General features: G+C 64.2%; 18 protein-coding genes. 10 read left to right on the top strand and 8 right to left on the bottom strand.

What is annotated here, in order from left to right:
* The first annotated feature begins 17 nt into the window (after window positions 1-17).
* Both IPM06_08010 and pdeM read left to right on the top strand, forming a co-directional pair.
* Window positions 18-2489 carry a ligase-associated DNA damage response DEXH box helicase gene (locus tag IPM06_08010; GenBank protein MBK8770360.1) on the top strand — a complete coding sequence of 824 codons (2472 nt, stop codon included), beginning with the start codon at window positions 18-20 and terminating at the stop codon, window positions 2487-2489.
* Window positions 2482-3162, top strand: coding sequence for a ligase-associated DNA damage response endonuclease PdeM (pdeM, locus tag IPM06_08005; protein ID MBK8770359.1), 681 nt, complete (start codon window positions 2482-2484; stop codon window positions 3160-3162). The genes IPM06_08010 and pdeM overlap by 8 nt, the downstream gene beginning before the upstream one ends.
* Here pdeM and IPM06_08000 read toward each other — a convergent pair.
* Window positions 3159-6317: an SEL1-like repeat protein gene (locus IPM06_08000; protein MBK8770358.1), complete on the bottom strand. Its 3159-nt coding sequence runs from the start codon at window positions 6315-6317 to the stop codon at window positions 3159-3161. The genes pdeM and IPM06_08000 overlap by 4 nt on opposite strands.
* A 163-nt stretch (window positions 6318-6480) precedes the next feature.
* On the opposite strand from IPM06_08000, the gene nudC reads away from it, so the two are divergent.
* Entirely contained in the window at window positions 6481-7341 is an 861-nt protein-coding gene (gene nudC, locus IPM06_07995; GenBank protein ID MBK8770357.1) for an NAD(+) diphosphatase, read from the top strand.
* Window position 7342: 1 nt separating this feature from the next.
* Here nudC and IPM06_07990 read toward each other — a convergent pair whose 3' ends face one another.
* Both IPM06_07990 and IPM06_07985 read right to left on the bottom strand, forming a co-directional pair.
* Window positions 7343-8209 (bottom strand): prephenate dehydratase, encoded by an 867-nt coding sequence (locus tag IPM06_07990; protein ID MBK8770356.1) that lies wholly within the window; start codon window positions 8207-8209, stop codon window positions 7343-7345.
* Window positions 8206-8955 (bottom strand): 3-deoxy-manno-octulosonate cytidylyltransferase, encoded by a 750-nt coding sequence (locus IPM06_07985; protein MBK8770355.1) that lies wholly within the window; start codon window positions 8953-8955, stop codon window positions 8206-8208. Before IPM06_07985 ends, IPM06_07990 begins: the two co-directional genes overlap by 4 nt.
* Before the next feature lie 111 nt (window positions 8956-9066).
* On the opposite strand from IPM06_07985, the gene IPM06_07980 reads away from it, so the two are divergent.
* The 6 genes from IPM06_07980 to IPM06_07955 all read left to right on the top strand — a co-directional run bounded on the left by IPM06_07980 (window position 9067) and on the right by IPM06_07955 (window position 16360).
* Window positions 9067-9618, top strand: coding sequence for a cytochrome c family protein (locus IPM06_07980; protein ID MBK8770354.1), 552 nt, complete (start codon window positions 9067-9069; stop codon window positions 9616-9618).
* Window positions 9619-9735: 117 nt separating this feature from the next.
* Window positions 9736-11592: an ABC transporter substrate-binding protein gene (locus tag IPM06_07975; GenBank protein ID MBK8770353.1), complete on the top strand. Its 1857-nt coding sequence runs from the start codon at window positions 9736-9738 to the stop codon at window positions 11590-11592.
* 7 nt (window positions 11593-11599) lie between these two features.
* Window positions 11600-12691, top strand: coding sequence for a microcin C ABC transporter permease YejB (locus IPM06_07970; GenBank protein ID MBK8770352.1), 1092 nt, complete (start codon window positions 11600-11602; stop codon window positions 12689-12691).
* A complete protein-coding gene (locus IPM06_07965) occupies window positions 12691-13794 on the top strand; it encodes an ABC transporter permease (GenBank protein MBK8770351.1) in 1104 nt (367 codons plus the stop codon). The genes IPM06_07970 and IPM06_07965 overlap by 1 nt, the downstream gene beginning before the upstream one ends.
* A complete protein-coding gene (locus IPM06_07960; protein ID MBK8770350.1) occupies window positions 13791-15416 on the top strand; it encodes an ABC transporter ATP-binding protein in 1626 nt (541 codons plus the stop codon). The genes IPM06_07965 and IPM06_07960 overlap by 4 nt, the downstream gene beginning before the upstream one ends.
* Window positions 15413-16360, top strand: coding sequence for a glyoxylate/hydroxypyruvate reductase A (locus tag IPM06_07955; GenBank protein ID MBK8770349.1), 948 nt, complete (start codon window positions 15413-15415; stop codon window positions 16358-16360). Before IPM06_07960 ends, IPM06_07955 begins: the two co-directional genes overlap by 4 nt.
* Here IPM06_07955 and IPM06_07950 read toward each other — a convergent pair.
* Genes IPM06_07950 through IPM06_07935 form a run of 4 tightly spaced genes read right to left on the bottom strand, consistent with a single transcriptional unit; the run spans window position 16354 to window position 19847 of the window.
* Window positions 16354-17193, bottom strand: a complete 840-nt coding sequence (locus tag IPM06_07950) for a C40 family peptidase (GenBank protein MBK8770348.1) — start codon at window positions 17191-17193, stop codon at window positions 16354-16356. The genes IPM06_07955 and IPM06_07950 overlap by 7 nt on opposite strands.
* The gene (locus IPM06_07945) at window positions 17193-17537 is read right to left on the bottom strand and encodes a MarR family transcriptional regulator (GenBank protein ID MBK8770347.1); all 345 of its coding nucleotides are present in this window, start codon (window positions 17535-17537) and stop codon (window positions 17193-17195) included. Before IPM06_07945 ends, IPM06_07950 begins: the two co-directional genes overlap by 1 nt.
* A gap of 59 nt (window positions 17538-17596) precedes the next feature.
* Complete coding sequence (locus tag IPM06_07940; GenBank protein ID MBK8770346.1) at window positions 17597-18979, bottom strand: leucyl aminopeptidase family protein; 1383 nt, start codon at window positions 18977-18979, stop codon at window positions 17597-17599.
* A 22-nt stretch (window positions 18980-19001) separates the two neighbouring features.
* Complete coding sequence (locus IPM06_07935) at window positions 19002-19847, bottom strand: transporter substrate-binding domain-containing protein (GenBank protein MBK8770345.1); 846 nt, start codon at window positions 19845-19847, stop codon at window positions 19002-19004.
* A 257-nt stretch (window positions 19848-20104) separates the two neighbouring features.
* Between IPM06_07935 and IPM06_07930 the strand changes: the two genes are divergently transcribed.
* Window positions 20105-21796 (top strand): glycosyltransferase, encoded by a 1692-nt coding sequence (locus IPM06_07930; protein ID MBK8770344.1) that lies wholly within the window; start codon window positions 20105-20107, stop codon window positions 21794-21796.
* On the opposite strand, the gene IPM06_07925 is transcribed toward IPM06_07930, so the two are convergent.
* Window positions 21774-22742 carry a type II secretion system F family protein gene (locus tag IPM06_07925; protein MBK8770343.1) on the bottom strand — a complete coding sequence of 323 codons (969 nt, stop codon included), beginning with the start codon at window positions 22740-22742 and terminating at the stop codon, window positions 21774-21776. The two genes, IPM06_07930 and IPM06_07925, sit on opposite strands and share 23 nt — an antisense overlap.
* Window positions 22743-22769: the final 27 nt, after the last annotated feature.

The raw sequence follows: 22769 nt of genomic DNA, 5'->3' as shown, positions 1-22769 counted from the left end.
TCAAGCTCCGGACTGTTATGCCTGCATTGCATCACAAGATCGCCGACTGGTTCCATTCGCGGGGGTGGACGCCCCGCCCGCACCAATTGGCCATGTTGCAGCAAGGCCTCGCCGGGCATTCGGCGCTGCTCATATCTCCGACAGGCGGCGGCAAGACGCTGGCCGGTTTCCTGTCCACGCTGCATGAACTCGCCGAACCGCACAGCCACGAGGGCATCCACACGCTCTACATCTCGCCGCTCAAGGCGCTGGCGGTTGATATTGCCCGGAACCTGGAGGCGCCGGTGCGGGAGATGGACCTCCCCATCACCATCGAGACGCGGACAGGCGATACGCCGCAATCGCGCCGCGCCCGCATCCGGACGCATCCGCCCGACATCCTGATCACCACGCCGGAGCAACTGTCCTTGCTGGTGGCCGACCCGGCGGCGGCGCATCTCCTGCGCGATCTTCGTAGCGTCATCATCGACGAGCTTCATGCCGTGGTCACGTCGAAGCGGGGCGTGCTTCTCTCGCTCGCCCTCACGCGCGTGCGCGCCCATGCGCCAGCGACGCGCTTCTTCGGCCTCTCCGCCACCGTCGCAGACCCCGATGCGGTGCGGGCCTGGCTTGCACCTGCGGGCACGCCGCCCGTGGCGCTGGTGACGGGGGCGGCGGGAGCCGCGCCTGATCTCCACATCCTGGAATCAGAGGAGCGGGTGCCGTGGTCCGGGCATTCCTCGCGCTATGCGGTGCCGGACATCTACGCCGCCATCAAGCGCCACGGCATGAGCCTCATCTTCGTCAACACGCGCTCGCAGGCCGAGTTGCTGTTCAGGGAACTGTGGGACGTGAACGAGGACACGCTGCCCATCGCCCTCCACCACGGGTCGCTCGATGTGGCGCAGCGGCGGAAGGTGGAAGCGGCCATGGCGGCGAACAGCCTCAAGGCCGTGGTCGCCACCTCCACCCTTGATCTTGGCATCGACTGGGGTGACGTGGACCTTGTGATCCAGGTGGGCGCGCCCAAGGGGTCGAGCCGCCTGCTGCAAAGGATCGGCCGCGCCAATCACCGGCTGGATGATCCGAGCAAGGCGCTGCTGGTGCCGTCCAACCGCTTCGAGGTGCTGGAATGCGAAGCGGCCGTGGAAGCGGTGGCCGACAATGCGCAGGACACCGAATACCCCATGGTGATGAAGCTCGACGTGTTGGCCCAACACATGTTGGGGCGCGCGGTGGCAGGGCCCTTCGCCAGCGATGACCTGTTCCGCGAGGTCACATCGGCCTTCACCTTCCGCAACCTGGCGCGAGAGCTGTTCGACCAGACGCTCGATTACGTGGCGACCGGCGGCTACGCGCTGAAGTCCTACGAGCGGTATGCCAAGCTCCGTCAGCAACCCGACGGTTTGTGGCGGCTGTCGCATCCGCGGCTGGGCCAGCAGTACCGTCTCAACATCGGCACCATTGTCGAAGACGAGATGATCAAGGTGCGCATCGCCCGAATCCGCACCGTGCTCGGCAAGCGGGTGGCGACAGGCGGATTTGTGCTCGGTGAACTGGAAGAGTCATTCATCGCGCAACTGGCCTATGGCGACACGTATCTGTTTGCGGGCCAGGTGCTGCGCCACGAGGGGCTGGATGAATACGGCGCGCTGGCGACGCGCGCGCCCGGCCGCGACCCACGCATTCCCTCCTATATGGGCGGCAAGTTTCCCCTGTCCACCTATCTGGCGCAGCGGGTGCGCCGGATCCTCGCTGATCCTTCGCGCTGGGGGCACCTTCCGCCGCAGGTGCGCGATTGGCTGTCGACGCAGCGCTGGGCCAGCGTCCTGCCCGACGAAAACCAGATGCTGGTGGAGACATTCCCGCGCGCCGACAAGTTCTACATGGTCTGCTACCCTTTCGAGGGTCGGCTGGCGCAACAGACACTGGGCATGCTTCTCACCCGGCGCCTGGAGCGCCTGGGGGCGCGGCCACTCGGCTTCACTGCGTCCGAGTATGCGCTGGTCGTGTGGGGACTGCGCGACATGGGCGCGATGATCGCCGAGGACCGCCTGTCACTGGCGCGGCTCTTCGACGAGGACATGCTGGGCGACGACCTTGAGGCGTGGCTCGCCGAGTCCAACCTGATGAAGCGGACCTTCCGCAATGTCGCCATCATCGCAGGGCTGATAGAGCGGCGCATTCCCGGCAAGGAGAAGACCACGCGTCAAGTGACGGTCAACACCGACCTCATCTACGATGCGCTGCGCTCGCACCAGCCGGACCATGTGCTGTTGCGTGCGGCCTGGGATGACGCCGCGGAGGGATTGATCGACGTGCACCGGCTTGGCGGATTGTTGAAGCGCATCAAGAACCAGATCCTGCACCGCGACCTGGAGCGGGTGTCGCCACTTGCCGTTCCGGTGCTGCTTGAGATCGGGCGCGAATCGATTCAAGGCAGTGGCGATGATGCCCTTCTCGCCGAAGCCGCCGAGCAACTCATGGATGAGGCCGTCCGGCTTGTCTAAGGTCCATGACATCTCGCTTGCCGGGTTGAGCTTCCGGCCGGACCTCTCGGGGGCACTGTTTGCGCCCGCGTTCGGTGCGCTGCTGGTCGCTGACCTGCATCTGGAACAGGGCGCGGCCCTGGCGCGGCGCGGCATCAGCGTGCCGCCCTATGATACGAGCCTGACGCTCTCCGCACTGGAGGCGGTGATTGCCGATACGGGGGCCAAGACACTTTATCTGCTCGGCGACAGTTTTCACGACGCCAAAGGCCATGCGCTGCTGGGCGATGAGGCTTCGGCACGGCTGACCGCGCTGACGCTCCGGATCGAGACGGTGTGGATCAGCGGCAATCATGATCCGGGGCCGAAGACGGGGTTGGGGGGGCGGCATGCGGACAGCGTGCAACTGGGGCCGGTCACCTTGCGGCACGCCCCCTCGGGCAAGCTCGCCACACCGGAAATCGCCGGCCACCTGCACCCGGGTGCGGGTGTGGTTCAGCGCGGCCACATGGTGCGGGGCAAATGTTTCGTGGCGGATACGCGCCGCATCATCCTCCCGGCCTTCGGGGCCTATACGGGGGGCCTCAGCGTCCGCACCGCTGCATTCGATGGCCTTCTGGAAACGGAGCGGGCCAGCGTGTTCCTGCTGGCCCGGCAAAAGATGTACCGTTTTCCGTACCTGCGCGTGAGCTAGCCGCCCACGCTCATCTGCACGTTCCAATCCGGATTGTTGATGGCGATCACGTTGGCTCCATCGGGGGCCTTCTCGGGCGACCAGGCGGCGAGGCGCGTCTTGGCACCAAGGAGTTCGCTGGGCGACATGGCCTTGGCGAGCGTTGCGGCGCGCTTCTTGGCGTCGTCGTCCTTCTGCTGGGCCGCAACGGAATACCAGAACCAGGCATCCGCCGGATTGACTTCGGTTCCGAGGCCGCGTTCCAGCAGGACCGCGAGGTTGAACTGGCTGTCCTTGAGGCCGTGGGCGGCACCGAGCGAGAACCACTTGTAGGCGCGCTTGTAGTCGGGCGAGGCCAACTCGCTGCCGGAGGCGAGCACCGCGGCGTTGTGCATGGACTTGACGTTGCCGAGGCTGGCAGCGCGTTCATACCAGCCGAGTGCCGCCTTCAGGTCCTTGGCGACGCCGCGGCCACGCTCATACATGGTGGCAAGCCGGTATTGCGCCGGGGCAGAACCTTGGGCAGCGGCCTTGCCATACCAGAAGGCGGCCTTCTCGAAGTTCTGTTCCACCTTCTCGCCGTTGAGGTAGCGGGTGGCGATCACGAACTGCGCCGTGGCATCCCCCAGGGCCGCCGCTTCGCGGAGCGCCATGGAACCCACTTCCGAGGGCGGCAGGTTTTCGGGTGCTGCCGTATCACCGGCGACGAGGGCAGCGATCGGCTTGCTGCCCAGCGTCGAGGGCAATGAACCTGTCAGGATGGGATCGCTGTCGCCTGATTCCAGTGCGCCGCTTTCGAGCGGTGCAGGTGCGGGCACGGCAGCCGGGGCAGCGGGTGCTGCGCCATTGTCCGACGGCACGGGCGAAACGGCGTTGGGCGTTGTGGTCTGGCCCTGTTCGATCGACTGTTCCACGGCAGTGGGTGTCACCGGCGCCTTCACCTTGTGACCACGGCCCACCATGTTGAAGGTGAAGGCGGACACGGCGGCGAGCAGCACAAGACCCATGAGCAGGAGCTTGCGGCGCTTGTTCTCGGTGTTGCTGTTGGCAGGCTTGAAGCCGGGCGGCGGCTTGATCTCGCCCGTCAGTCCGACTGGACCTTGCGCCTGTGCTGCGGCCTGGGCCTTCTGCTTCGACTTGAAGATCGACAGCTTGAGCAGCCTCTTGGAGCTTTCTTCGCTCATCTTGGCCGCACCCGGCGCAATACCGCTCAGCAGCGACTTCTGCTGGGAGGCGGCCTGGGCGGCACGGCGGGCTGCGGCAATGAAATCGTCGCCGCTGGCAAAGGCTGCGGGATCGACGGCAGCGCCCATCGGAGCAAAGGGATTGGCCGCAGGTTGCGGCGGGGCTTCAAATGGATTGAGGCTGGGCGCTGCGGCAAACCCTTCCGGTGCAGCCTGGATTTCCGCCATGGGCTGCACGTCGTCGATCGCAGCCTGATGGGCGAAAGGATTGTTCTCCGGATCGGGAGGCAGCGGCGGGAAGGCTTCCATGGCCTCTACCGGCTGATCCTGAGTGGCTGCGGCAGCAGGTGCTGCAGCGGCGGCAACGCGCTGGCCGATCGCCGCCGTTTCCAGCTCCGCGAGTTTGGTGACAATCTGCTCCAGCGTATCGTGGACGGCTTCCAGCGTTTCCTGGTTGCGCTGGTCGGCGGTTTCGGCGGCGGTGCGAACGGCGGTGAGGCCGCTTTCCAGCGCCTGGATTTCAGGCGAACCGGCAAGCGACACCTGCTGGGGCCCGGCGGCCATGATCTGCTGCGCCACGCGGTTGGCGGCACCCTCGGCCACCTCTTCCGTCCACTTGCGCTGCTGCTCCATCGTATCGAAGAGCTGATTCACGGCGCGCTCGATCGTCTCGAGCGACGAGAGCTGCTGTTCCGTGCGGCTCAGGCGTTCGGAGACTTCGGCAATGCGTTCCTCGATCTCGGCGGCGTGCGACGAGCCGCGACCCGCCATCGCTTCGCTGAACTTGTAATCCAGTTCGGCGATGCGGTTTTCCAGTTCGGCGAACTGCGGCATGGCGCGTGTCGCTGCCTGCGTCTGTTCGAGGCGCTGGGTGATGTCGAGGATGCGGCGATCCATGTCGGCGAGCGGCCGCATGTCGGGTCCCTGCGCCACGCGGGTGGAGAGCTGCTCCACGGCGGCGCGCAGTTCCAGGACGTCGGGGCCTGCACCCGCTGCATGAACCTGCGTTTCGTCGATGCGGCGGTTGAGGCGTTCGATCTCGCCGCGCAGACGCTGGATTTCAGCGGGGCCTGCAGAGGCGCTGGAGAGCGACGACTGGGCTTCCTTCAGGAGGCCGAGGATGCGGCTTTCGATGGCGCGCAATTCGTGCTGGCTCGCCTGCACCGCCTGTGTCTGGGCCTTGTTGGCAAGGGTCTCGGAATTCTCGCGCACCTGGTCGATGCGCTTGGCGAGATCAGTGATTTCACGGCGCAGGAGATCCGACAGCGTCTGGTTCTGCGGAGACGTTTCGGTGCGCTCCACGCGCTTGGCGAGATCGGCAAGGCGCGATTCCAGCGCCGAGAAGGCCGGTGCCTGGCGGACGATCTGGTCATTGTCGGAGCTCTGCGCCTTGCTGTTGAGCGAGGAGAGGCGGTCCTGCAGCGACTTGAAGGTTTCCTTGTTGCGCTTCTCGCTCGTCTCCATGTGCTCGACGATGCTGCGCACCGCCTTTTCCAGCGCCTGGAAGCCCTGAGAATCCTCGACGCGCGAGGCTTGCGGGCGGGGCGTGCTGGTGAGCTGGCGGCTGAGGCCGGCGATGCGCTCGTTGAGGCCGGTGATTGCCTCAACGGTCTGGCGTTCGTTGTTCTCGACGCGGCTCAGCACGCGCTGCATCGCCTCTGCGTCCTGGCGGTCTTCGGCGGCATGGATGCCGATCCGCGAGGCGGTGGCCGATTCGCCAATGGACAGGCGGGCGAGTTTCTCCGCGATGTCTTCGAGGCGACTGGCGGCACGCTCAATGGCTGGCATGCCGGCAGCCGGTGCACGGGTCCTCGCCCGCGCTGCAACTGGCGGCGGCGGCGCTTCGGCCGGGCCATCGGCCTGATCCATGATGGTGCTGTTCAGCCATTCGCCCAGGGTCATTCCCGACCGGCGGGCGGCAAGCTTCGCAGCTTCGCGCACATCCGGCTCGATACCCTTCACACTCCACGGCAATCCTGGCTTCATCGCCACTCACTCCAACGGCTGCAACGCGGTGCAAAGAATCAGTCCGACCGGACAGCAGCCCCAATAATCCCGGAGCCGAAAGTTAACTTTCTTGGTAAATATTACGTTAAGCGTTTGATCTTTTATGCGGATTGGGCGACGAGAGCCCCATTCCACGAGGGAAAAATTCATGTCACTGGCCTATGTCACGTCGCCTCTCGACCGGGCGCATCTCCTCCGTCTGAAGCCCGAGGAGCTGCTTCGCCTGCGCCAGCGGCGTGATTGCCGGGTGTTGCGGGTGCGCGGCGACCTTGTGGAAACGCAGGGCGCGGGCGAGGCCAGCACGCCCCTTCACCATGCGGGTCCCACCGACGATGGCGAGATCTTCCTCGGGCTCGATGACGGGGGCATTCCATGGTTTGTGGCGCCCGCACCGGAGACGGCTGCCCTGACGCCCCTGCGGGCGCTGATGCTGTCGGGGGCCACCGATGCGGCGGAGTTGTCGATCCTCGCCCAGGCGCGGAGCGTGCTGCACTGGCATGAGCGCCACGGATTCTGCGCCAATTGCGGTGTGAAGACCGAGATGAAGGACGCCGGATACCGCCGCCATTGCCCGGCCTGCGCCGCAGACCACTTCCCGCGCACGGACCCCGTCGTCATCATGGCGGTGACGGATGGCGACAAGGTGCTGCTGGGGCGGCAGTCGTCGTGGGCAGCGGGCATGTTTTCAGCACTGGCGGGATTCGTGGAACCGGGCGAGACCATCGAACAGGCGGCGCGGCGCGAGGTGTTCGAGGAAGCCGGCATCCGCGTGGGCGAAATCACCTATGTGGCCAGCCAGCCCTGGCCTTTCCCCTCGTCGCTGATGATCGGGTTGATCGGCCGGGCGGAGACGCGCGACATCACCATCGACACGAGTGAAATCGAGGATGTGCGCTGGTTTTCGCGGCAGGACGTGCTGCAGATGCTGGACCGCAGTCACGCCGGGGGACTTCACGCCTCGCACCCCTATGCCATCGCGCACCTGCTGTTGAAGACAACAGTCGCCTGAGTCAGGCCGACTGTTCCGCCAGTTTCTTCGCGATTTCGGCGCGGTAGGGACTTGCGGGATAGACGCCGAGAATCCGCATGTAGGAGGAGAAGAATGCCAGTTCCTCCATGGCAAGGCGGACGTTGCGGTCCTGCGGGTGGCCTTCCACTTCGGCATAGAACTGGGTCGCGGCGAAGCGCCCTTCGAGCTGATAGGACTCCAGCTTCGTCATGTTGACGCCGTTGGTGGCGAATCCGCCCATGGCCTTGTAGAGGGCAGCGGGAACGTTCCGTACACGGAAGACAAAGCTGGTCATCACCATGCCTGAACCCGGTTCGGCGTCGGCACGCTGGGGCGCGAGGATCACGAAGCGCGTGGTGTTGTGGGCCTCGTCCTCGATGTCGGAGCGCAATACGTCGAGGCCGTAGATGTCGCCCGCGAGGCGCGTCGCAATGGCCGCCCTGGTCTTGTCCTTGATCTCCGAGAGTTCGCGCGCGGCACCTGCCGTATCGACCGCCACCACGGCTTGCAGGCCCATCTCGCGGATCACCTTGCGGCACTGGCCCAGCGCATGGACATGGCTGTGCACGGTCTTGAGGCTCGCCGCATCCGTTCCCTTCACCACCAGCAACTGGTGATGCACGGGCAGAAAATGTTCGCCGACAATCGCCAGCGAGGATTGCGGCAGCAGGTGATGAATGTCGGCGACACGGCCCGCCACCGAATTGTCGGTGGGGATCATGGCGCAGGCGGCAGTGCCGTCTTCCACAGCCTGGAAGGCATCCTCGAAGGTGCGGCAGGGCAGCGGCTCAAGGGTGGGGCAGGCCTCCGCGCAGGCGATGTGCGAGTTGGCGCCGGGCTCTCCCTGGTAAGCGATCTTTCCGGTCATTTCTTCTCCTTGAGGACGAGGCGTGCGGCATCGAGGTCGGCGGGCGAATCGACGCCCAGCGGCACCGTGTCGACGCGGACGACCGCGATCTTCATGCCGTTGTCGAGGGCGCGCATCTGTTCCAGCGAACGCTCCTTTTCGCGGGGCGATTGCGGCAGGGTGACGAAGGTTTCGAGTGCCGCGCGCCGGTAGGCGTAGATGCCGATGTGATGCCAGAAGGGCGGCGTGTGCGAGGGCGAGACGGCGCGGACGAAATCGCGGGCAAAAGCCACCTCGCGGTCGGGGCCCAGTGGCGCGATCGCCTTCACGATGTTGGGATTGGCGACGTCGGCGTCATCTGTGATGAGCGAAGCCACCGTCGAAATGTCCACGCTCTCGTTGGTGAGGCCTGCGAGACAGCGCTGGACCGACAACGGATCGATGGTCGGAAGGTCGCCTTGCAGATTGACGACATGGGTGTAGCGCCCCTGCGGATCGCGAAGTGCGAGGGCCGCCGCCACGCGGTCGGAGCCGGACGGCAGGTTCGCTTCCGTCGTGATGGCATCGCCGCCTGCAGCACGCACGGCTTCGGCGATGGGAAGGTCTCCGGCGGCAACAAGCACGTGACCGATCTTGGCTTCCATGGCCCGGCGCCAGACATGGACGATCATGGGTTCGCCCCAGATATCGGCGAGCGGCTTGCCCGGCAGGCGCCGCGCTGACAGCCGCGCCGGGATTACTACAATGGTATTCTGCTGTTCAATCATGAGGTTACGTCAAGGCGCGGCAAAATGAGGCGAGTTGACTTATAGATATTGCGGCGGCAGGGGCAAAGCATTAGTTAGTCGCGGCTGAACCAAGTGGGACCTCTGAATCGCATGAACAGCTGGACATTCAACAAGATCGCAGGCGCAGTCCTCGGCACGGCGCTGCTCGTTTTTGGCCTGAAGGGTGTGACGGGTCTCGTCTATCACCCACTCGCCGCAAGCACTGAAAACCCGGGCTACAAGATCGAAGTCGCTGAGTCGGCTCCGGCCGGCGGTGAAGCGGCTCCCGCAGCCGAAGTGAAATCCATCGGCACGCTGCTGGCCGCTGCCGACGCCACCAAGGGCGCTGCCGAAGCCAAGGCCTGCGCGGCCTGCCATGATCTCAGCAAGGGCGGACCCAACAAGACCGGCCCCAACCTGTGGGACGTGGTGGAGCGCCCGATCGGCAAGCACGAGGGCTACACCTACACGGCCGGTTTTGCCGAGAAGGGCAGCGAAAACTGGACCTACGAGCATCTCAACACCTTCCTCACCAATCCCAAGGGTTTCATCCCCGGCACCAAGATGGCCTTCGGCGGCCTCAAGAACGACGCCAAGCGCGCCAACCTGATCGCCTATCTGGCGACCCTGTCGGATGCCCCGAAGCCGTTCCCGGCTCCTTGAGAAAGCCAGAATCCACTTCCTTCAATGACACCGGCAGGGCGCTCCTGCCGGTGTTTTCTTTTGGGGCAGATGCCGCGTAAAACAGGAACCGAATCAATGAGGCGAGGACGGTCCGGCATGATGCTGACGCGCAGGGTGATGTTGCAGCTTTCGGCAGCGGCTCCCTTTGCCTCCCTTTCCGGCCTTTCCGCGCAGGCGGACGAGCGCGCCTTCCGCCACGGCACGACGCTGTTCGAGAGCCTCAAGTATCCGCCCGATTTCGCCCGCTTCGCCTATGTGAATGCGGAGGCACCGAAAGGCGGCAAGGTGCGGCTTGCGGCGCTTGGCTCGTTCGACAGCATCAACCCCTTCACCATCAAGGGCGATGCCGCCAATCCCGGCGTCAACGAAACGCTGATGAAGCCGTCGCTGGATGAACCGTCCAGCGAATACGGCCTGCTGGCCGAGAGCGTCTGGTTTCCGGATGACTATTCCATGGTCGTCTACAAGCTCCGTACCACGGCGCGCTTCCATGACGGCGAGCAGGTAAAGCCCGAGGACGTGATCTTCTCCTTCGAGTCGCTCAAGAAGAACCAGACGCAGTCTGCCGCCTATTACAAGGACATCGTGAAGGCCGAGAAGACCGGAGACGGCGAAGTCACGTTCACCTTTTCCATGAAGGGCAACCGCGAGCTGCCGCATATCACCGGTCAGATCGTCGTTTTTCCGAAGCACTGGTGGACGGGCAATGACGCCAGCGGCAAGCCGCGCGATGTGGCCAGCAACACGCTCGAACCCATCCTCGGTTCCGGCCCCTATGCCGTCTCCACCGTGCGCCCCGGCCTCTCCCTCACGGTGAAACGCGTGGCGGATTACTGGGGCAAGGACCTGCCGGTGAACGTGGGGCAGAACAATTTCGATGAGATCGAAACGCAGTTCTACCAGGACCGCAACATCCTGCTGGAGGCCTTCAAGGGCAACCAGTTCGACATCCAGTTCGAGTCGTCCTCGAAGCAGTGGGCCACGGGTTATGATTTTCCCGCCGCACGCGACGGCCGCGTCTTGCGCGAGGAGATGCCGCGCCTTGGCGTGTCCGGCATGCAGAGCTGGGCGGTGAACACGCGGCGGCCACTGTTTGCCGACGTGCGCGTGCGCAAGGCGCTCGACCTCGCCTTTGATTTCGAATGGTCGAATACCAATCTCTTCTACGGGCTCTATACGCGCAGCCGCAGCTACTTCAACAATTCCGAACTGGAAGCAAAGGGCTTGCCTTCGGCTGAGGAACTGGTGCTGCTGGAGCCCTTGCGCGCGCAAGTGCCGCCCGAGGTTTTCACCACCGAATACGCGAGCCCGACGAACAGCACGCCGCAAGAACGGCGCAAGAACCTGCGCGCGGCGCAGGCCCTGCTGGCCGAGGCGGGATGGGCACCTGTGCAGCAGGGCGGCAGGCAGGTGTTGAAGAACGCCAAGGGCGAACGCTTCAGCTTCACCATCCTGCTGGACAGCGAGGCCTTCCAGCGCGTGGCGCTGCCTTTTGCAGAACAACTGGCGCTTCTCGGCATCGAGGCCAAGGTGCAATTGGCCGATGCGGCGCAGTACGAGCGGAGCGAAGGCGATTTCAACTTCGACATGATCGTGGGCTCCTGGGGACAATCGCTTTCGCCCGGCAATGAGCAGCGCGAATTCTTCGGTTCCGAATTTGCCGACAAGAAGGAAAGCCGCAACCTCGTCGGCATCAAGAACCCGGCTGTTGATGTGCTGGTGGACAGGATTATTGCCGCGCCCGATCGCGCCAGTCTCATCACGGCCTGCAAGGCACTGGACCGTGTGCTGATGGCGAACCACTATGTGATCCCCATGTGGTACAAGGCGGCGGACTGGATTGCCTACTGGAAGCGCGTGAAGCATCCCGGGACGATGCCAGGCTATTCGCCCGGCTACCCCACGATCTGGTGGTTTGATGCGGAGGCGGACGCGGCCTTGAAGAAGTCATGACACGCTGATGGGATCCTATATCCTTAAACGCCTGTTGCTGATGATCCCGACGCTGGTGGGGGTGATGCTGCTCACTTTCGTGGTGGTGCAGTTCGTGCCCGGCGGCCCCATCGAGCAGATCATCTCGCAACTCGACAATGGCGGTGACGCCAATTCCCGAATCAATGGCGGCGGCTCGGAGGTGCAGGGCGAGGACGCAGGCGGAGGTGGCGGATCGAAGTACCGGGGCGCCCAGGGGCTGGACCCGGAATTCATCAAGCAGCTGGAAGTGCAATTCGGCTTCGACAAGCCGGCGCCCGAGCGCTTCCTCAAGATGCTGAAGGATTATTTCACCTTCAATTTCGGCAAGAGCTATTTCACCGACAAGACGGTGATCTCGCTGATCAAGGAGAAGATGCCTGTTTCGATCTCGCTCGGCCTGTGGCTGACGCTGATCACCTATCTCGTCTCCATTCCGCTCGGCATCAAGAAGGCGGTGCGGGACGGTTCGACCTTCGACATCTGGACGTCTGCCGTGATCATTGTGGGCTATGCCATCCCGAGCTTCATCTTCGCCATCATCCTGATCGTGCTCTTCGCCGGTGGAAGCTATTGGGACCTGTTTCCCCTGCGCGGCCTCACCTCGGACAATTTCGAGCAGCTCTCATGGTGGGGCAAGCTCAAGGATTATGCCTGGCATCTGGTGCTGCCGCTCACGGCGCTGGGCATCAGCGGCTTTGCTACCATGACCTTGCTGACGAAGAATTCCTTCCTCGACGAAATCAGGAAGCAATACGTGGTGACCGCCCGCGCCAAGGGACTGAACGAGCGGCAGGTGCTGTACGGCCATGTATTTCGCAATGCCATGCTGCTGGTGATCTCGGGTTTCCCAGGCGCGTTCCTTGCTGCCTTCTTCTCAGGCTCGCTGCTCATCGAATTCGTCTTCTCGCTGGATGGTCTCGGCTATCTCACCTGGAAATCGGCGGTGAATCGCGACTATCCCGTGGTCTTCGCCAACCTCTACATCTTCACGCTGCTGGGGCTCGTGGTGGCGCTGATCAGCGACCTGACCTACACGTGGATCGATCCACGCATTGATTTCGAATCGCGGGATACCTGATGGCCCTCCTCTCGCTTTCGCGGTTGAACCAGAGGCGCTGGGAGCTGTTCCGGCGCAACAAGCGCGGCTTCTGGTCCTTCGTGATCTTCAGCATCCTCTTCGTGCTCTCCGTCTTTGCGCCGCTCATTGCCAATGACCGGCCCATCATCGCGTCCTACAAGGGCGAACTGCTGTTTCCGCTGTTGGTGGACTACCCGGAGAGCAAGTTCGGCGGCTTCCTCGCCGTCACGGATTTCCGCGACCCCGTCAACGCCGATGAGATCACTGCCAACGGCTGGATGGTCTGGCCCCTGATCCATTATTCCTATGGCACGGTGAACCGCGAATTGCCCGCTCCCGCCCCTTCCCGACCCGCCTTCGTGATGCATGAAGACTTCGCCTGCGCGAAATACCCATTGGCCGCGAAGGACCCGCAATGCAGCTTCGGCAACCTCAACTGGCTCGGCACAGATGACCAGGGCCGCGATGTGCTGGCGCGGCTCATCTATGGCTTCCGCATCTCGGTGGCCTTTGGCCTGATCCTCACGCTGGTGTCGTCCGTGATCGGCGTCACGGCGGGGGCGGTGCAGGGTTATTTCGGGGGATGGACCGACCTGATCTTCCAGCGCTTCATCGACATTTGGTCGTCGATGCCGACACTCTACCTGCTCATCATCCTTGCCGCCTTCGTGACGCCAAGTTTCTGGCTGCTGCTGTTCATCCTGGCCCTGTTCTCGTGGACGGGGCTTGTGGGCGTCGTGCGCGCCGAATTCCTCCGTGCGCGGAATTTCGAATATGTGCGGGCGGCGCGGGCCCTGGGCCTTTCCGACCTGCAGATCATGGTTCGGCACCTCCTGCCCAATGCGCTGGTCTCCACCGTCACCTTCATGCCGTTCATCCTTTCCGGTTCGGTGACGACGCTTACAGCTCTTGATCTCCTCGGCTTCGGCTTGCCGCCGGGGTCTGCCTCACTGGGCGAGATGGTGCAGCAGGGCAAGAACAACCTGTTCGCGCCGTGGCTGGGATTCACCGCCTTCTTCGTCACGTCCATCCTGCTCACGCTCCTCGTGTTCGTGGGCGAGGCGGTGCGTGATGCGCTCGATCCGCGAAAGACCTTCGCATGAGCGAGCCGCTGTTGCAGGTGAAGGACCTCTCCGTCGCGTTCCATCAGGGCGGCGTGACAACGCTTGCCGTCGACCATGCGTCCTTCGCGCTGGAGAAGGGCAAGACGCTGGCGCTGGTGGGCGAGTCGGGCTCCGGCAAATCTGTCAGCGCGCTCTCGATCCTCAAGCTGCTGGCCTATCCCGCCGCGTCGCATCCCTCAGGTGAGGTGTGGTTCAAGGGTCAGAACCTTCTGGACAAGGATGATTCAGACCTGCGCAAGGTGCGCGGCAACGACATCACCATGATCTTCCAGGAGCCGATGACGTCGCTCAACCCGCTGCATACGGTGGAGCAGCAGGTGGGGGAAATCCTTGACCTGCACCAAGGGCTGAGCAAGGACGCGGCCCGGCAGCGGACCATCGAACTCCTCGGCAAGGTCGGCATCCGTGACCCTGAAACACGGCTCGGCGACTATCCGCACCAGTTGTCCGGCGGGCAACGCCAGCGCGTGATGATTGCCATGGCGCTCGCCAACAATCCGGAACTGCTGATCGCCGACGAGCCGACGACGGCGCTCGATGTCACCGTGCAGGCGCAGATCCTGAAGCTGCTGAAAGACCTTCAGGCGGAATTCGGCATGGCGCTTCTGCTCATCACCCACGACCTCGGCATCGTGCGCCACATGGCGGACACTGTCTGCGTGATGCAGAAGGGCAAGGTGGTCGAACAGGGTCCAGCCAAGGCGCTCTTCGCAGCGCCGCAGCATGCCTACACGAAGATGTTGCTCTCGGCGGAACCCAAAGGCTCGGCGCCAGCGGCGAAGGCCGATGCCGAGATCATCGCGGAAGCGCATCACCTCAAGGTCTGGTTTCCCATCAAGCGCGGCTTCCTGCGCCGCACGGTGGGGCATATCAAGGCGGTGGATGGGCTTGATGTGCAGGTGAAGGCCGGGCAGACGCTGGCGATTGTCGGCGAGAGCGGATCGGGCAAGACCACGCTCGGCCTCGCCATGCTGCGGCTCATTTCCTCACAAGGGCAGATCACCTTTCGCGGACGGCGGATCGACGGGCTGAACAGCCGCGAGATGCGGCCACTGCGCAAGGACATGCAGGTGGTGTTCCAGGATCCGTTTGGGTCGCTGAGCCCGCGCATGTCCATCGTGCAGATCGTGGAAGAAGGATTGCGCATCCAGGACCCGTCGCTGGGTGTGGAGGAACGGCGCGCCCGCGTGGCGCAATCGCTGGCCGAAGTGGGACTCGACCCAGCTGCCATGGACCGCTACCCGCACGAGTTTTCAGGTGGCCAGCGGCAACGCATCGCCATTGCACGCGCCCTCGCGCTTGATCCACGCTTCATCATGCTGGACGAGCCCACCTCGGCGCTCGACATGTCGGTGCAGGCGCAGGTGGTCGATCTCCTGCGTGCGTTGCAGGAGAAGCATGGCCTCGGTTATCTCTTCATCAGTCACGACCTGAAGGTGGTGCGGGCGCTGGCGAACGAGGTGATCGTATTACGCAACGGCACCGTGGTGGAACGTGGACCGGCGCGGGAGATTTTCGGGAATCCGCAGGACCCCTATACCAAGGCCCTGCTGGCTGCGGCCCTCAACCTCAAGGCCAGCGAAGGAGCGGTGAAACAATGAGCACGTTTCTGTTCGTGACACCCACCTGGGACGCCCAGTTGTGGGCTGCCGAGATGCGCAAGGCGGCGCCGGGCATGGAGGTGCGGGTGTGGCCCGAGATGGGCGATGTGGCCACGGTGGATTATGTGGCGGCATGGCTGCCGCCACCGGATGTGGTGCGCTCCCTCTCGCGCCTCAAGGTGATCTTCTCGCTGGGTGCGGGTGTCGATGCCATCCTCAAGGACCCGACGCTGCCAGATGGCGTGCCCATCGTGCGCGTCAATGATCCTGACCTCACCATGCGCATGTCGGAGTACGTGGTGCTGCATGTGTTGCTGCATCACCGGCAGCAGCGCCGCCTCGACGAGAACCAGCGTAACAAGATCTGGGACGGCTTTCCCACGCATGCGGCAAATGCACTGCGCGTGGGCGTCATGGGATTGGGCGTGTTGGGGCAGGACGCGGCGCGCAAGCTCGCCATGCTCGGCTTCAAGGTGGCGGGATGGAGCCGTTCACCGAAGTTGATCGATGGCGTGCAATGCTTCTCCGGCGCGGGCGGACTGGACACCTTCCTGGCGCGCACCGACGTGCTGGTCTCGCTGTTGCCCGCCACGCCGGAGACGGACGGCATCCTCAACCGCGCGCTCATCCGCAAGCTCGCCCGCAGCGGTCCGTTCGGTGCACCTGTGCTCATCAACGCCGGCCGCGGGCGGCAGCAGGTGGAAGAGGATATTCTCGCCGCACTGGAGGCGGGCGAACTTCATGGCGCCACGCTGGATGTCTTCCGCACCGAACCCTTGCCGCCAGACAGCCCGTTCTGGTCGCATCCGCGCGTCACGCTCACACCGCACATCGCGGCGGATTCCGATCCGCAGGTGATCTGTGAATATGTCGCGCGGCAGATTGCGGCGTACGAGGCGGGTGGCAAGCTCAGCAATCTTGTTGACCGGGCGCGGGGTTACTGAAGCCGCTTCACGCTGGTGACGGGCTGGCCCTCGGCGTCGCTGCGGGCAATGGCATCTGCCAACGGCTCGCAGACCACCATCATCTCGAAGCCATTTGCATGGAGCAGCATATCTGCGTCCGCCATGATGCCGACGTGGCCTTTCCAGAACACGAGATCACCGCGGCGGAGTTTCTCGGTCTTGGCCAGCGCCGTTCCGAGTGACTCTTCCTGCATGTCGCTGTCGCGAGGGCAGTCCCGTCCCGTGGCATGCAAGGCGAGTTGCACGAGGCCGGAGCAATCCAGTCCATGCACCGTCTTGCCGCCCCAGTAGTAAGGCGTGAAAAGGAAACGTTCAGCGGTGCTAACGAAATCGCCACTGCCGGAATCCGCCGGGCGGAGATGCTTCGCAAAGACGAAGCCCGCGCCTGAATCAGCGTATTGGCCGTCTCCGCCGGCCACGGAGAGGCGCGACAGCATGGGGAGCGTGGTGGCTGGCTGCGTCTTCAGGTCCGCCTTGGGATAGAGAAGTGTCGAGGGGACACTCACCTCATGGCTTGGGGTTGCGGCGCGCGGAACAAGGCGCTTCGTTTCGACGTGGCCCACATAGCCGTCGCGGTCGAGCTTCACCCACGACCAGCCGTCCTTCTCATCGAACACTTTCAGGGTTTCGCCGGGCAGGGCCTCGGTCAATTGCATGGAGGCGGGATCGGGCATGCGGCGCACGGAGGCAATCTGCATCGCCACCTGGGCAGGACGGCCCTCCACGAAGCGTCCGGCATCGATTCGTCCCCGTAACGCTGCGTCGGCGAGGTCGGGGCGATGGAGGTGGAGGCGCTTGTCGAGGTTGGTCATCACAGGGTTTCCGAAGTTTGGCCGATGAGGTCGCCGAGGCGTTCGAGGTAAAGCACGCCCTTCACGGTGCGTTGCACCAGCACGTTGCGCTTGTCCTTCTCGTCGCGGCGGCGGCTGACGAGACCGAGCTTGCCCATGCTGTCGAGGGCGCGTGTGATCACAGGTTTTGTGACGCGGAGCTTGGAAGCAAGTCCGCGCACCGTGTGCGGCGGGGCCTCCAGATAAACGGTCAGCAGCACGCTCATCTGGCGCACAGACAGGTCAGGCGCATCATCATGGACAAGGGAAAGATGGACATCGTGCCAGAGCTTCATGCACTGGGCGGGTGAGAGTCTGTGGGGCATGAGCGGCGGCCCGTTTGTTTCGGCCCCGTATCATTCGCTAAAACCGCGGGCGCTGCAAGTCACTTTCCGTAACGCTCACGCAGCAGCGCAAACATGGCCCGCATGGCCTGTGCCTCGCCGCCCCTGGGCCGTCCCGGCTTTGCCGTGGGCGTCCAGGCGAAGATGTCGAAATGCACGTAGGCCTTGGCGTGTTCCACGAAGCGGCGGAGGAACAGCGCCGCGGTGATCGACCCGGCAAAGCCGCCGGCGCCTGCGTTGTTCATGTCGGCGACCGGCGTCTCGATCATGCTGGCATAGGGCTGCCACAAGGGCAGCCGCCACAAGGGATCGTTGACGGTGAAGGCAAGGCGGCTCACGTCGGCGGCAAGCTGTTCGTCGTCTGTGTAGAACGGCGGCAGATCGGGTCCGGTGGCAACGCGGGCGGCACCCGTCAACGTCGCCATGTCGAGCAGCAAGTCTGGTTTTTCCTCATCCGCCAGCGCCAGGGCATCGGCGAGGATGAGTCGGCCCTCGGCATCGGTGTTGCCGATCTCGACGGTCAGGCCCTTGCGTGACTTGAAGATGTCGCCGGGGCGGAAGGCGTCACCGGCAATGGCATTTTCAACTGCAGGAACAAGCACCCGCAGCCTGACCTTCACCTTCGCTTCCATGATGAGCCGGGCGAGCCCCAGCACGTTTGCAGCGCCGCCCATGTCCTTCTTCATCAGCAGCATGGATGCCGATGGTTTGATATCGAGTCCACCCGTATCGAAGACGACACCCTTGCCGACCAGTGTCACCTTCGGGTGCTTTGCCTGCCCCCATGTGATGTCGATGAGGCGGGGCTTGCGCGGCGAAGCAACACCGACGGCATGAATGAGGGGGAAGCCTTTTGCCAATGCCGCTCCCGAGGTAACGCTGATCCTGGCGCTGTGCGCCTTCGCCAGCGCGCGAGCATCACGCTCCAGTTCGTCGGGACCATAGAGGTTCGCCGGTGTGTTGACCTGATCGCGCACCGAAAAGATGGCGTTGGCGATCATTACGGCCTCTGCTGCTGCTTCTTTGGAGGGCATGCAGAGGGTGACGCCTTTGATCCGTGTCGTGCGGTAGGGATCGTATTTGTACAGTTCGCCGCACCAGCCCAGGGCCACGGAGACCGTGCACTGGCTCTTCTCGGCAAAGGCATAGATGCCTTCCGGCAGGCGCGTGGCGATGGCGCCCAGCGCGAAGGGATCGTCCCGCTCGGCCGGCGCGCCCACGTAGACGCTGGCCAATTCCCCCGCCTTGCCAGGTACGGCCAGCACGGCCAGAGGTGCCGCCTCGAAGCCGTGCGTGCCGGCCCAGGCCTTGTCCTGTGCGGAGAGCGACTGGTGGAGCTTTGGCCAATCCGCCTTGCTCACCACATAAATCGGGACAGCAGCCGCGCGGCCCGGTGGCAAGATGATCTTGCGTGCGTCAATCATGGTCAGTCCTGGATCTTGAGAGTTACCAAATGGGGGCGGGGAGATAGCGCGCGAAGATGCTCGCCGTCGTTCCGTTTTCCTCCAGCGTGTCGAGCGCCTCGTCGAGGCGGTCGCGCACTGCGGCCTTGTCCTGGCGGACAACGTAGACGAGGGGGCGCGAGAAGGTTTCGGAATCGATGACGGCGCCGCCCAGCCCGGCGCAGCATTTGCGCGCGCCATCGCTGTTCATCCAGAAGGACATGCGCAGGCTGTCGCCGAAGGCCACGTCCAGCGCGCCGGTGCGCAAGGCCTCGTACATGACCGCTTCGCTGTCTTCCGGAACAAGCTGCGACTTGTCGTAGTAGGTCTTGAGGAACGCCTCATGGGCCGTGCCCTTGACGACGCCGATGCGCCGCCCCGCAAGTGCGCGCGGATCAGCGGCCAGCACCTGCGTGCCCCGGCGGATCATGAAGCGGCCCATGGCACGGAAATAGGGACGGGTGAGTGCCGTGTTCGACATGAGATCGCCGTTCAGGCGAAGTCCCGTGACGATGACGTCGCCGTCGCCCTTCTGCAGGGCGGGCAGGAGACCGGTGAAGGGCGTCGCCATCACGTCGCAGGTCAGGCCCGCCTCAGTGCAGGCGGCGCGTACAAGATCAACGGAGATACCCGCGAGCGTGCCGTCCTCCAGCGTGAAGCTCCACGGGGCAAAATCCGGTTCCGCCAGCAGGCGGACGGTGGGCAGCGGCAGTTTCTGCGGATGGGGTGCGTCGGCATCAATGGCACGGAAGCGCGGGATCGGCACCTGGGCTACCGCCGGTGGCTCCCCGGCCGGCTGGGATTGGTCCTGGGCGACGGCAGGCTCTGCAGCTTGAATCAGCGTCAGCACCAGAATCGCAACCATAAGGCGTGCGGCGCACCAAGGACCTATTGACCTTTGCTTGTATTTCATCTTGTCTTGCGCATCAGGGTTGAGACCTGGCCGCAAAAATGTGTGTGACGTGGCGTGCAGGTGTGTGTGCGGGGGCATCAGTGGGGTTTGATCGCGCAAGTTCAGGCGCATGGCGGGGGGCGGGTCTCGAGTCAGGGGCGGAAGCGGGACAGTGGGCCGGAAGGCGCAGTCTAGACGATGGTCCGCCCGATGTCTTGCCGCTTTTTCCGGACCATCTGCTGCCCGGCATGATGGCGCGCCTCACGCCTGAGGACCGCAATCTCGCCCTGCGGCACCAACTTGTTCCAGCCGCCGTTCTTCCAGGGTTGACTGTTTATGCCGCGGCGTCCGAAGCGGCCCGGCGCAGGGGCGAGGCCATGGGCCTTCGCATCGTGGCGCGCCTCAACCCCGCAGCCTACCGCAAAGCCGTACGCTTCGTGCTGGGGCCCGCGCTGCTGCGGCAAAGCGTGATGTCGCTCGCCGTGCAACAGCCGGACCTCTCGGCGCGCCGGAGGTTCACGCTTGAACAGGCGATTGTCATCACCCTCCTCGGCATGGCCGTGGTGGCCGTGGGGCTGCTGACGGACTGGGGATACGTGGGCCTGATGTTCAGCGCGTTCGCTGGCCTGTTCTTTGCCATGACGGTTGCCATCCGCGTGTTCGTGCTGCTGCCCGGTCCGCCGGTGGCGGCAGCACGGATCAGCCCTCTGCCCGCCGGCGACCTTCCCACTTATACCGTCCTCGTGCCGCTTTTCCGCGAGACGGAAGTGCTGGGCCAACTGGTGACCGCGCTCAAGGCGCTGAGTTATCCGGTAGGCAAACTCGACATCAAGCTCATCCTGGAGGAGGAAGACACGCTGATGGTGCGGGCCGTGACGGCGCTGGGGCTGCCGGACCATTTCGACATCATCGTCGTGCCCGCGGGCAAGCCGCAGACGAAGCCCCGGGCCCTCAACTACGCGCTGAACTTCGCCCGTGGCGAACTCCTGACCATCTACGACAGCGAGGACATCCCCGAACCCAACCAGTTGCGGCAGGCGGCGGCAATCTTTGCGTCACGGGGCGATGGCCTTGCCTGCCTGCAGGCCGTGCTCACCTACTACAACCCCAATGAAAACTGGCTGACCCGGCAATTTACCGCGGAGTACGCGGCTCTCTTCAACGTCATCCTGCCGGCACTCGCGTCTGCCGGCCTGCCGCTGCCGCTGGGCGGCACGTCCAACCATTTCCGCACCGCAGCCCTTGTTGCCGTCGGTGCCTGGGATCCCTTCAATGTCACCGAAGATGCCGATCTCGGCTACCGTTTCGCCCGCATGGGCTTCGAGACGGACGCCTTTTCCAGCAAGACCTACGAAGAGGCCAACACGCATCTGTGGAACTGGATGAAGCAGCGGCGGCGCTGGCTGAAGGGCTTCCTCCACACCTGGCTGGTGCTGATGCGCCATCCCGCACAGCTTCTGGCCGATGTGGGCGTCACGCGCTTCTGGGTGATCCAGTGCATGTCGTTCGGCGTGTTCGCGGCAGCCCTGCTGCACCCCTTCCTGCTGGTGCATGCCCTCTGGTTCTTCCTGTCTGGGCAGTTCCAGCATCAATTATCGATGCCGTTGCACGGCGGACTGATCGGCCTCAATGGCGCGATCCTGATCCTCGGCTATGCGGCGGCGATTGCCTGCGCCCGGCAGGGATTGCGGCGGCTGGGCCATGTCCGCTGGACGGCGACGCTGGCCACCATGCCCTTCTACTGGATGCTGATGACGCCTGCGGCGTGGATGGCCCTGTGGGATTTCGCCGTGCGGCCACACCACTGGCACAAGACACGGCACGGGCTTTCAGCCTTCCTCCGCCCCGCCGCGCCGAATGCCCGGCGGGCAAAAGACAACGCCGCTACTCGAGCTTCATCACCATGATGATCGACGGTCCGAGAATGACCACGAAGATCACCGGCAGGAAGAACAGGATCATCGGAACCGTCAGCTTCGGCGGCAGGGCGGCGGCCTTCTTTTCGGCTTCGGCCATGCGGGAGTCGCGGTTTTCCTGGGCGAGCACGCGGAGCGCCGTGCCGAGTGGCGTACCGTAGCGTTCTGACTGGATGAGCGATGTCACCACGGCTCTCACTGTTTCAAGGCCGGTGCGGCGGCCGAGGTTGTCAAGCGCCTTGCGGCGGTCCTGCAGGTAGGACAGTTCGGCAACAGTGAGCGAGAGTTCTTCGGCCAGCGGAACCGACTGGCTGCCGATTTCCTTGGCGACGCGCACCAGCGAGGGTTCGAGCGCCATGCCCGATTCCACGCAGATGAGCAGGAGGTCGAGGGCGTCGGACCAGGCCTTCTTGATCGAGGACTGGCGGCGCTGGATGAGGTTCTTGAGGCCGACGCCCGGAATGTAGAAGCCGACGACGAGGGCGATGATGGCGGCCGCCACGCGCATGTTCGGCGACACCTTGTCGGCGAAGATGGTGGAAGCATAGACAAAGGTGATGATGGCGACAACGATCGGGATGATCACGCGCAAGGCGAGGAAGGTGACAAGATGCTTTTCCGCGCGGAAGCCGGCCTGGCGGAGCATGTCGCGGCTGGCTTCACCTTCCAGAACCTGCTTCAGGTTCAGCGCTTCCACCAGCTGCTGGTAGATGCCGCCCTTCGGCTTTTCACGCAGGCGCGCTTCGCTGCCGGCAAGCGATGCCTTGAGCTGCTGGCGCAGGCGGTCGCGTTCTTCGGTCACGCCCTTGATGCGGCTCTGCAGCTTGTCGCCTTCGAGATAGGGCGCTGCGATGGTGATCACCGTGCCGAACGCCGCCAGCGCAACGAGCACCGTGATCAGCGTTTCGATTTGAAGGAGCGAGGTGATCAGTTCCATGTTCTTGTTCTTCTTCGCGTGTCCGGT

Source organism: Hyphomicrobiales bacterium, from assembly GCA_016710435.1.
Lineage (GTDB): Bacteria > Pseudomonadota > Alphaproteobacteria > Rhizobiales > Aestuariivirgaceae > Aestuariivirga.
This window is presented reverse-complemented; position numbering and strand designations above follow the sequence as displayed.

Bases quoted from the DNA above. Each gene is read 5' to 3' on its own strand.
- IPM06_08010 (MBK8770360.1), top strand. From the start codon at position 18: ATGCCTGCATTGCATCACAAGATCGCCGACTGGTTCCATTCGCGGGGG.
- nudC (MBK8770357.1), top strand. From the start codon at position 6,481: ATGTCACTGGCCTATGTCACGTCGCCTCTCGACCGGGCGCATCTCCTC.
- IPM06_07990 (MBK8770356.1), bottom strand. From the start codon at position 8,209: ATGACCGGAAAGATCGCTTACCAGGGAGAGCCCGGCGCCAACTCGCAC.
- IPM06_07985 (MBK8770355.1), bottom strand. From the start codon at position 8,955: ATGATTGAACAGCAGAATACCATTGTAGTAATCCCGGCGCGGCTGTCA.
- IPM06_07980 (MBK8770354.1), top strand. From the start codon at position 9,067: ATGAACAGCTGGACATTCAACAAGATCGCAGGCGCAGTCCTCGGCACG.
- IPM06_07975 (MBK8770353.1), top strand. From the start codon at position 9,736: ATGATGCTGACGCGCAGGGTGATGTTGCAGCTTTCGGCAGCGGCTCCC.
- IPM06_07970 (MBK8770352.1), top strand. From the start codon at position 11,600: ATGGGATCCTATATCCTTAAACGCCTGTTGCTGATGATCCCGACGCTG.
- IPM06_07965 (MBK8770351.1), top strand. From the start codon at position 12,691: ATGGCCCTCCTCTCGCTTTCGCGGTTGAACCAGAGGCGCTGGGAGCTG.
- IPM06_07960 (MBK8770350.1), top strand. From the start codon at position 13,791: ATGAGCGAGCCGCTGTTGCAGGTGAAGGACCTCTCCGTCGCGTTCCAT.
- IPM06_07955 (MBK8770349.1), top strand. From the start codon at position 15,413: ATGAGCACGTTTCTGTTCGTGACACCCACCTGGGACGCCCAGTTGTGG.
- IPM06_07950 (MBK8770348.1), bottom strand. From the start codon at position 17,193: ATGACCAACCTCGACAAGCGCCTCCACCTCCATCGCCCCGACCTCGCC.
- IPM06_07945 (MBK8770347.1), bottom strand. From the start codon at position 17,537: ATGCCCCACAGACTCTCACCCGCCCAGTGCATGAAGCTCTGGCACGAT.
- IPM06_07940 (MBK8770346.1), bottom strand. From the start codon at position 18,979: ATGATTGACGCACGCAAGATCATCTTGCCACCGGGCCGCGCGGCTGCT.
- IPM06_07925 (MBK8770343.1), bottom strand. From the start codon at position 22,742: ATGGAACTGATCACCTCGCTCCTTCAAATCGAAACGCTGATCACGGTG.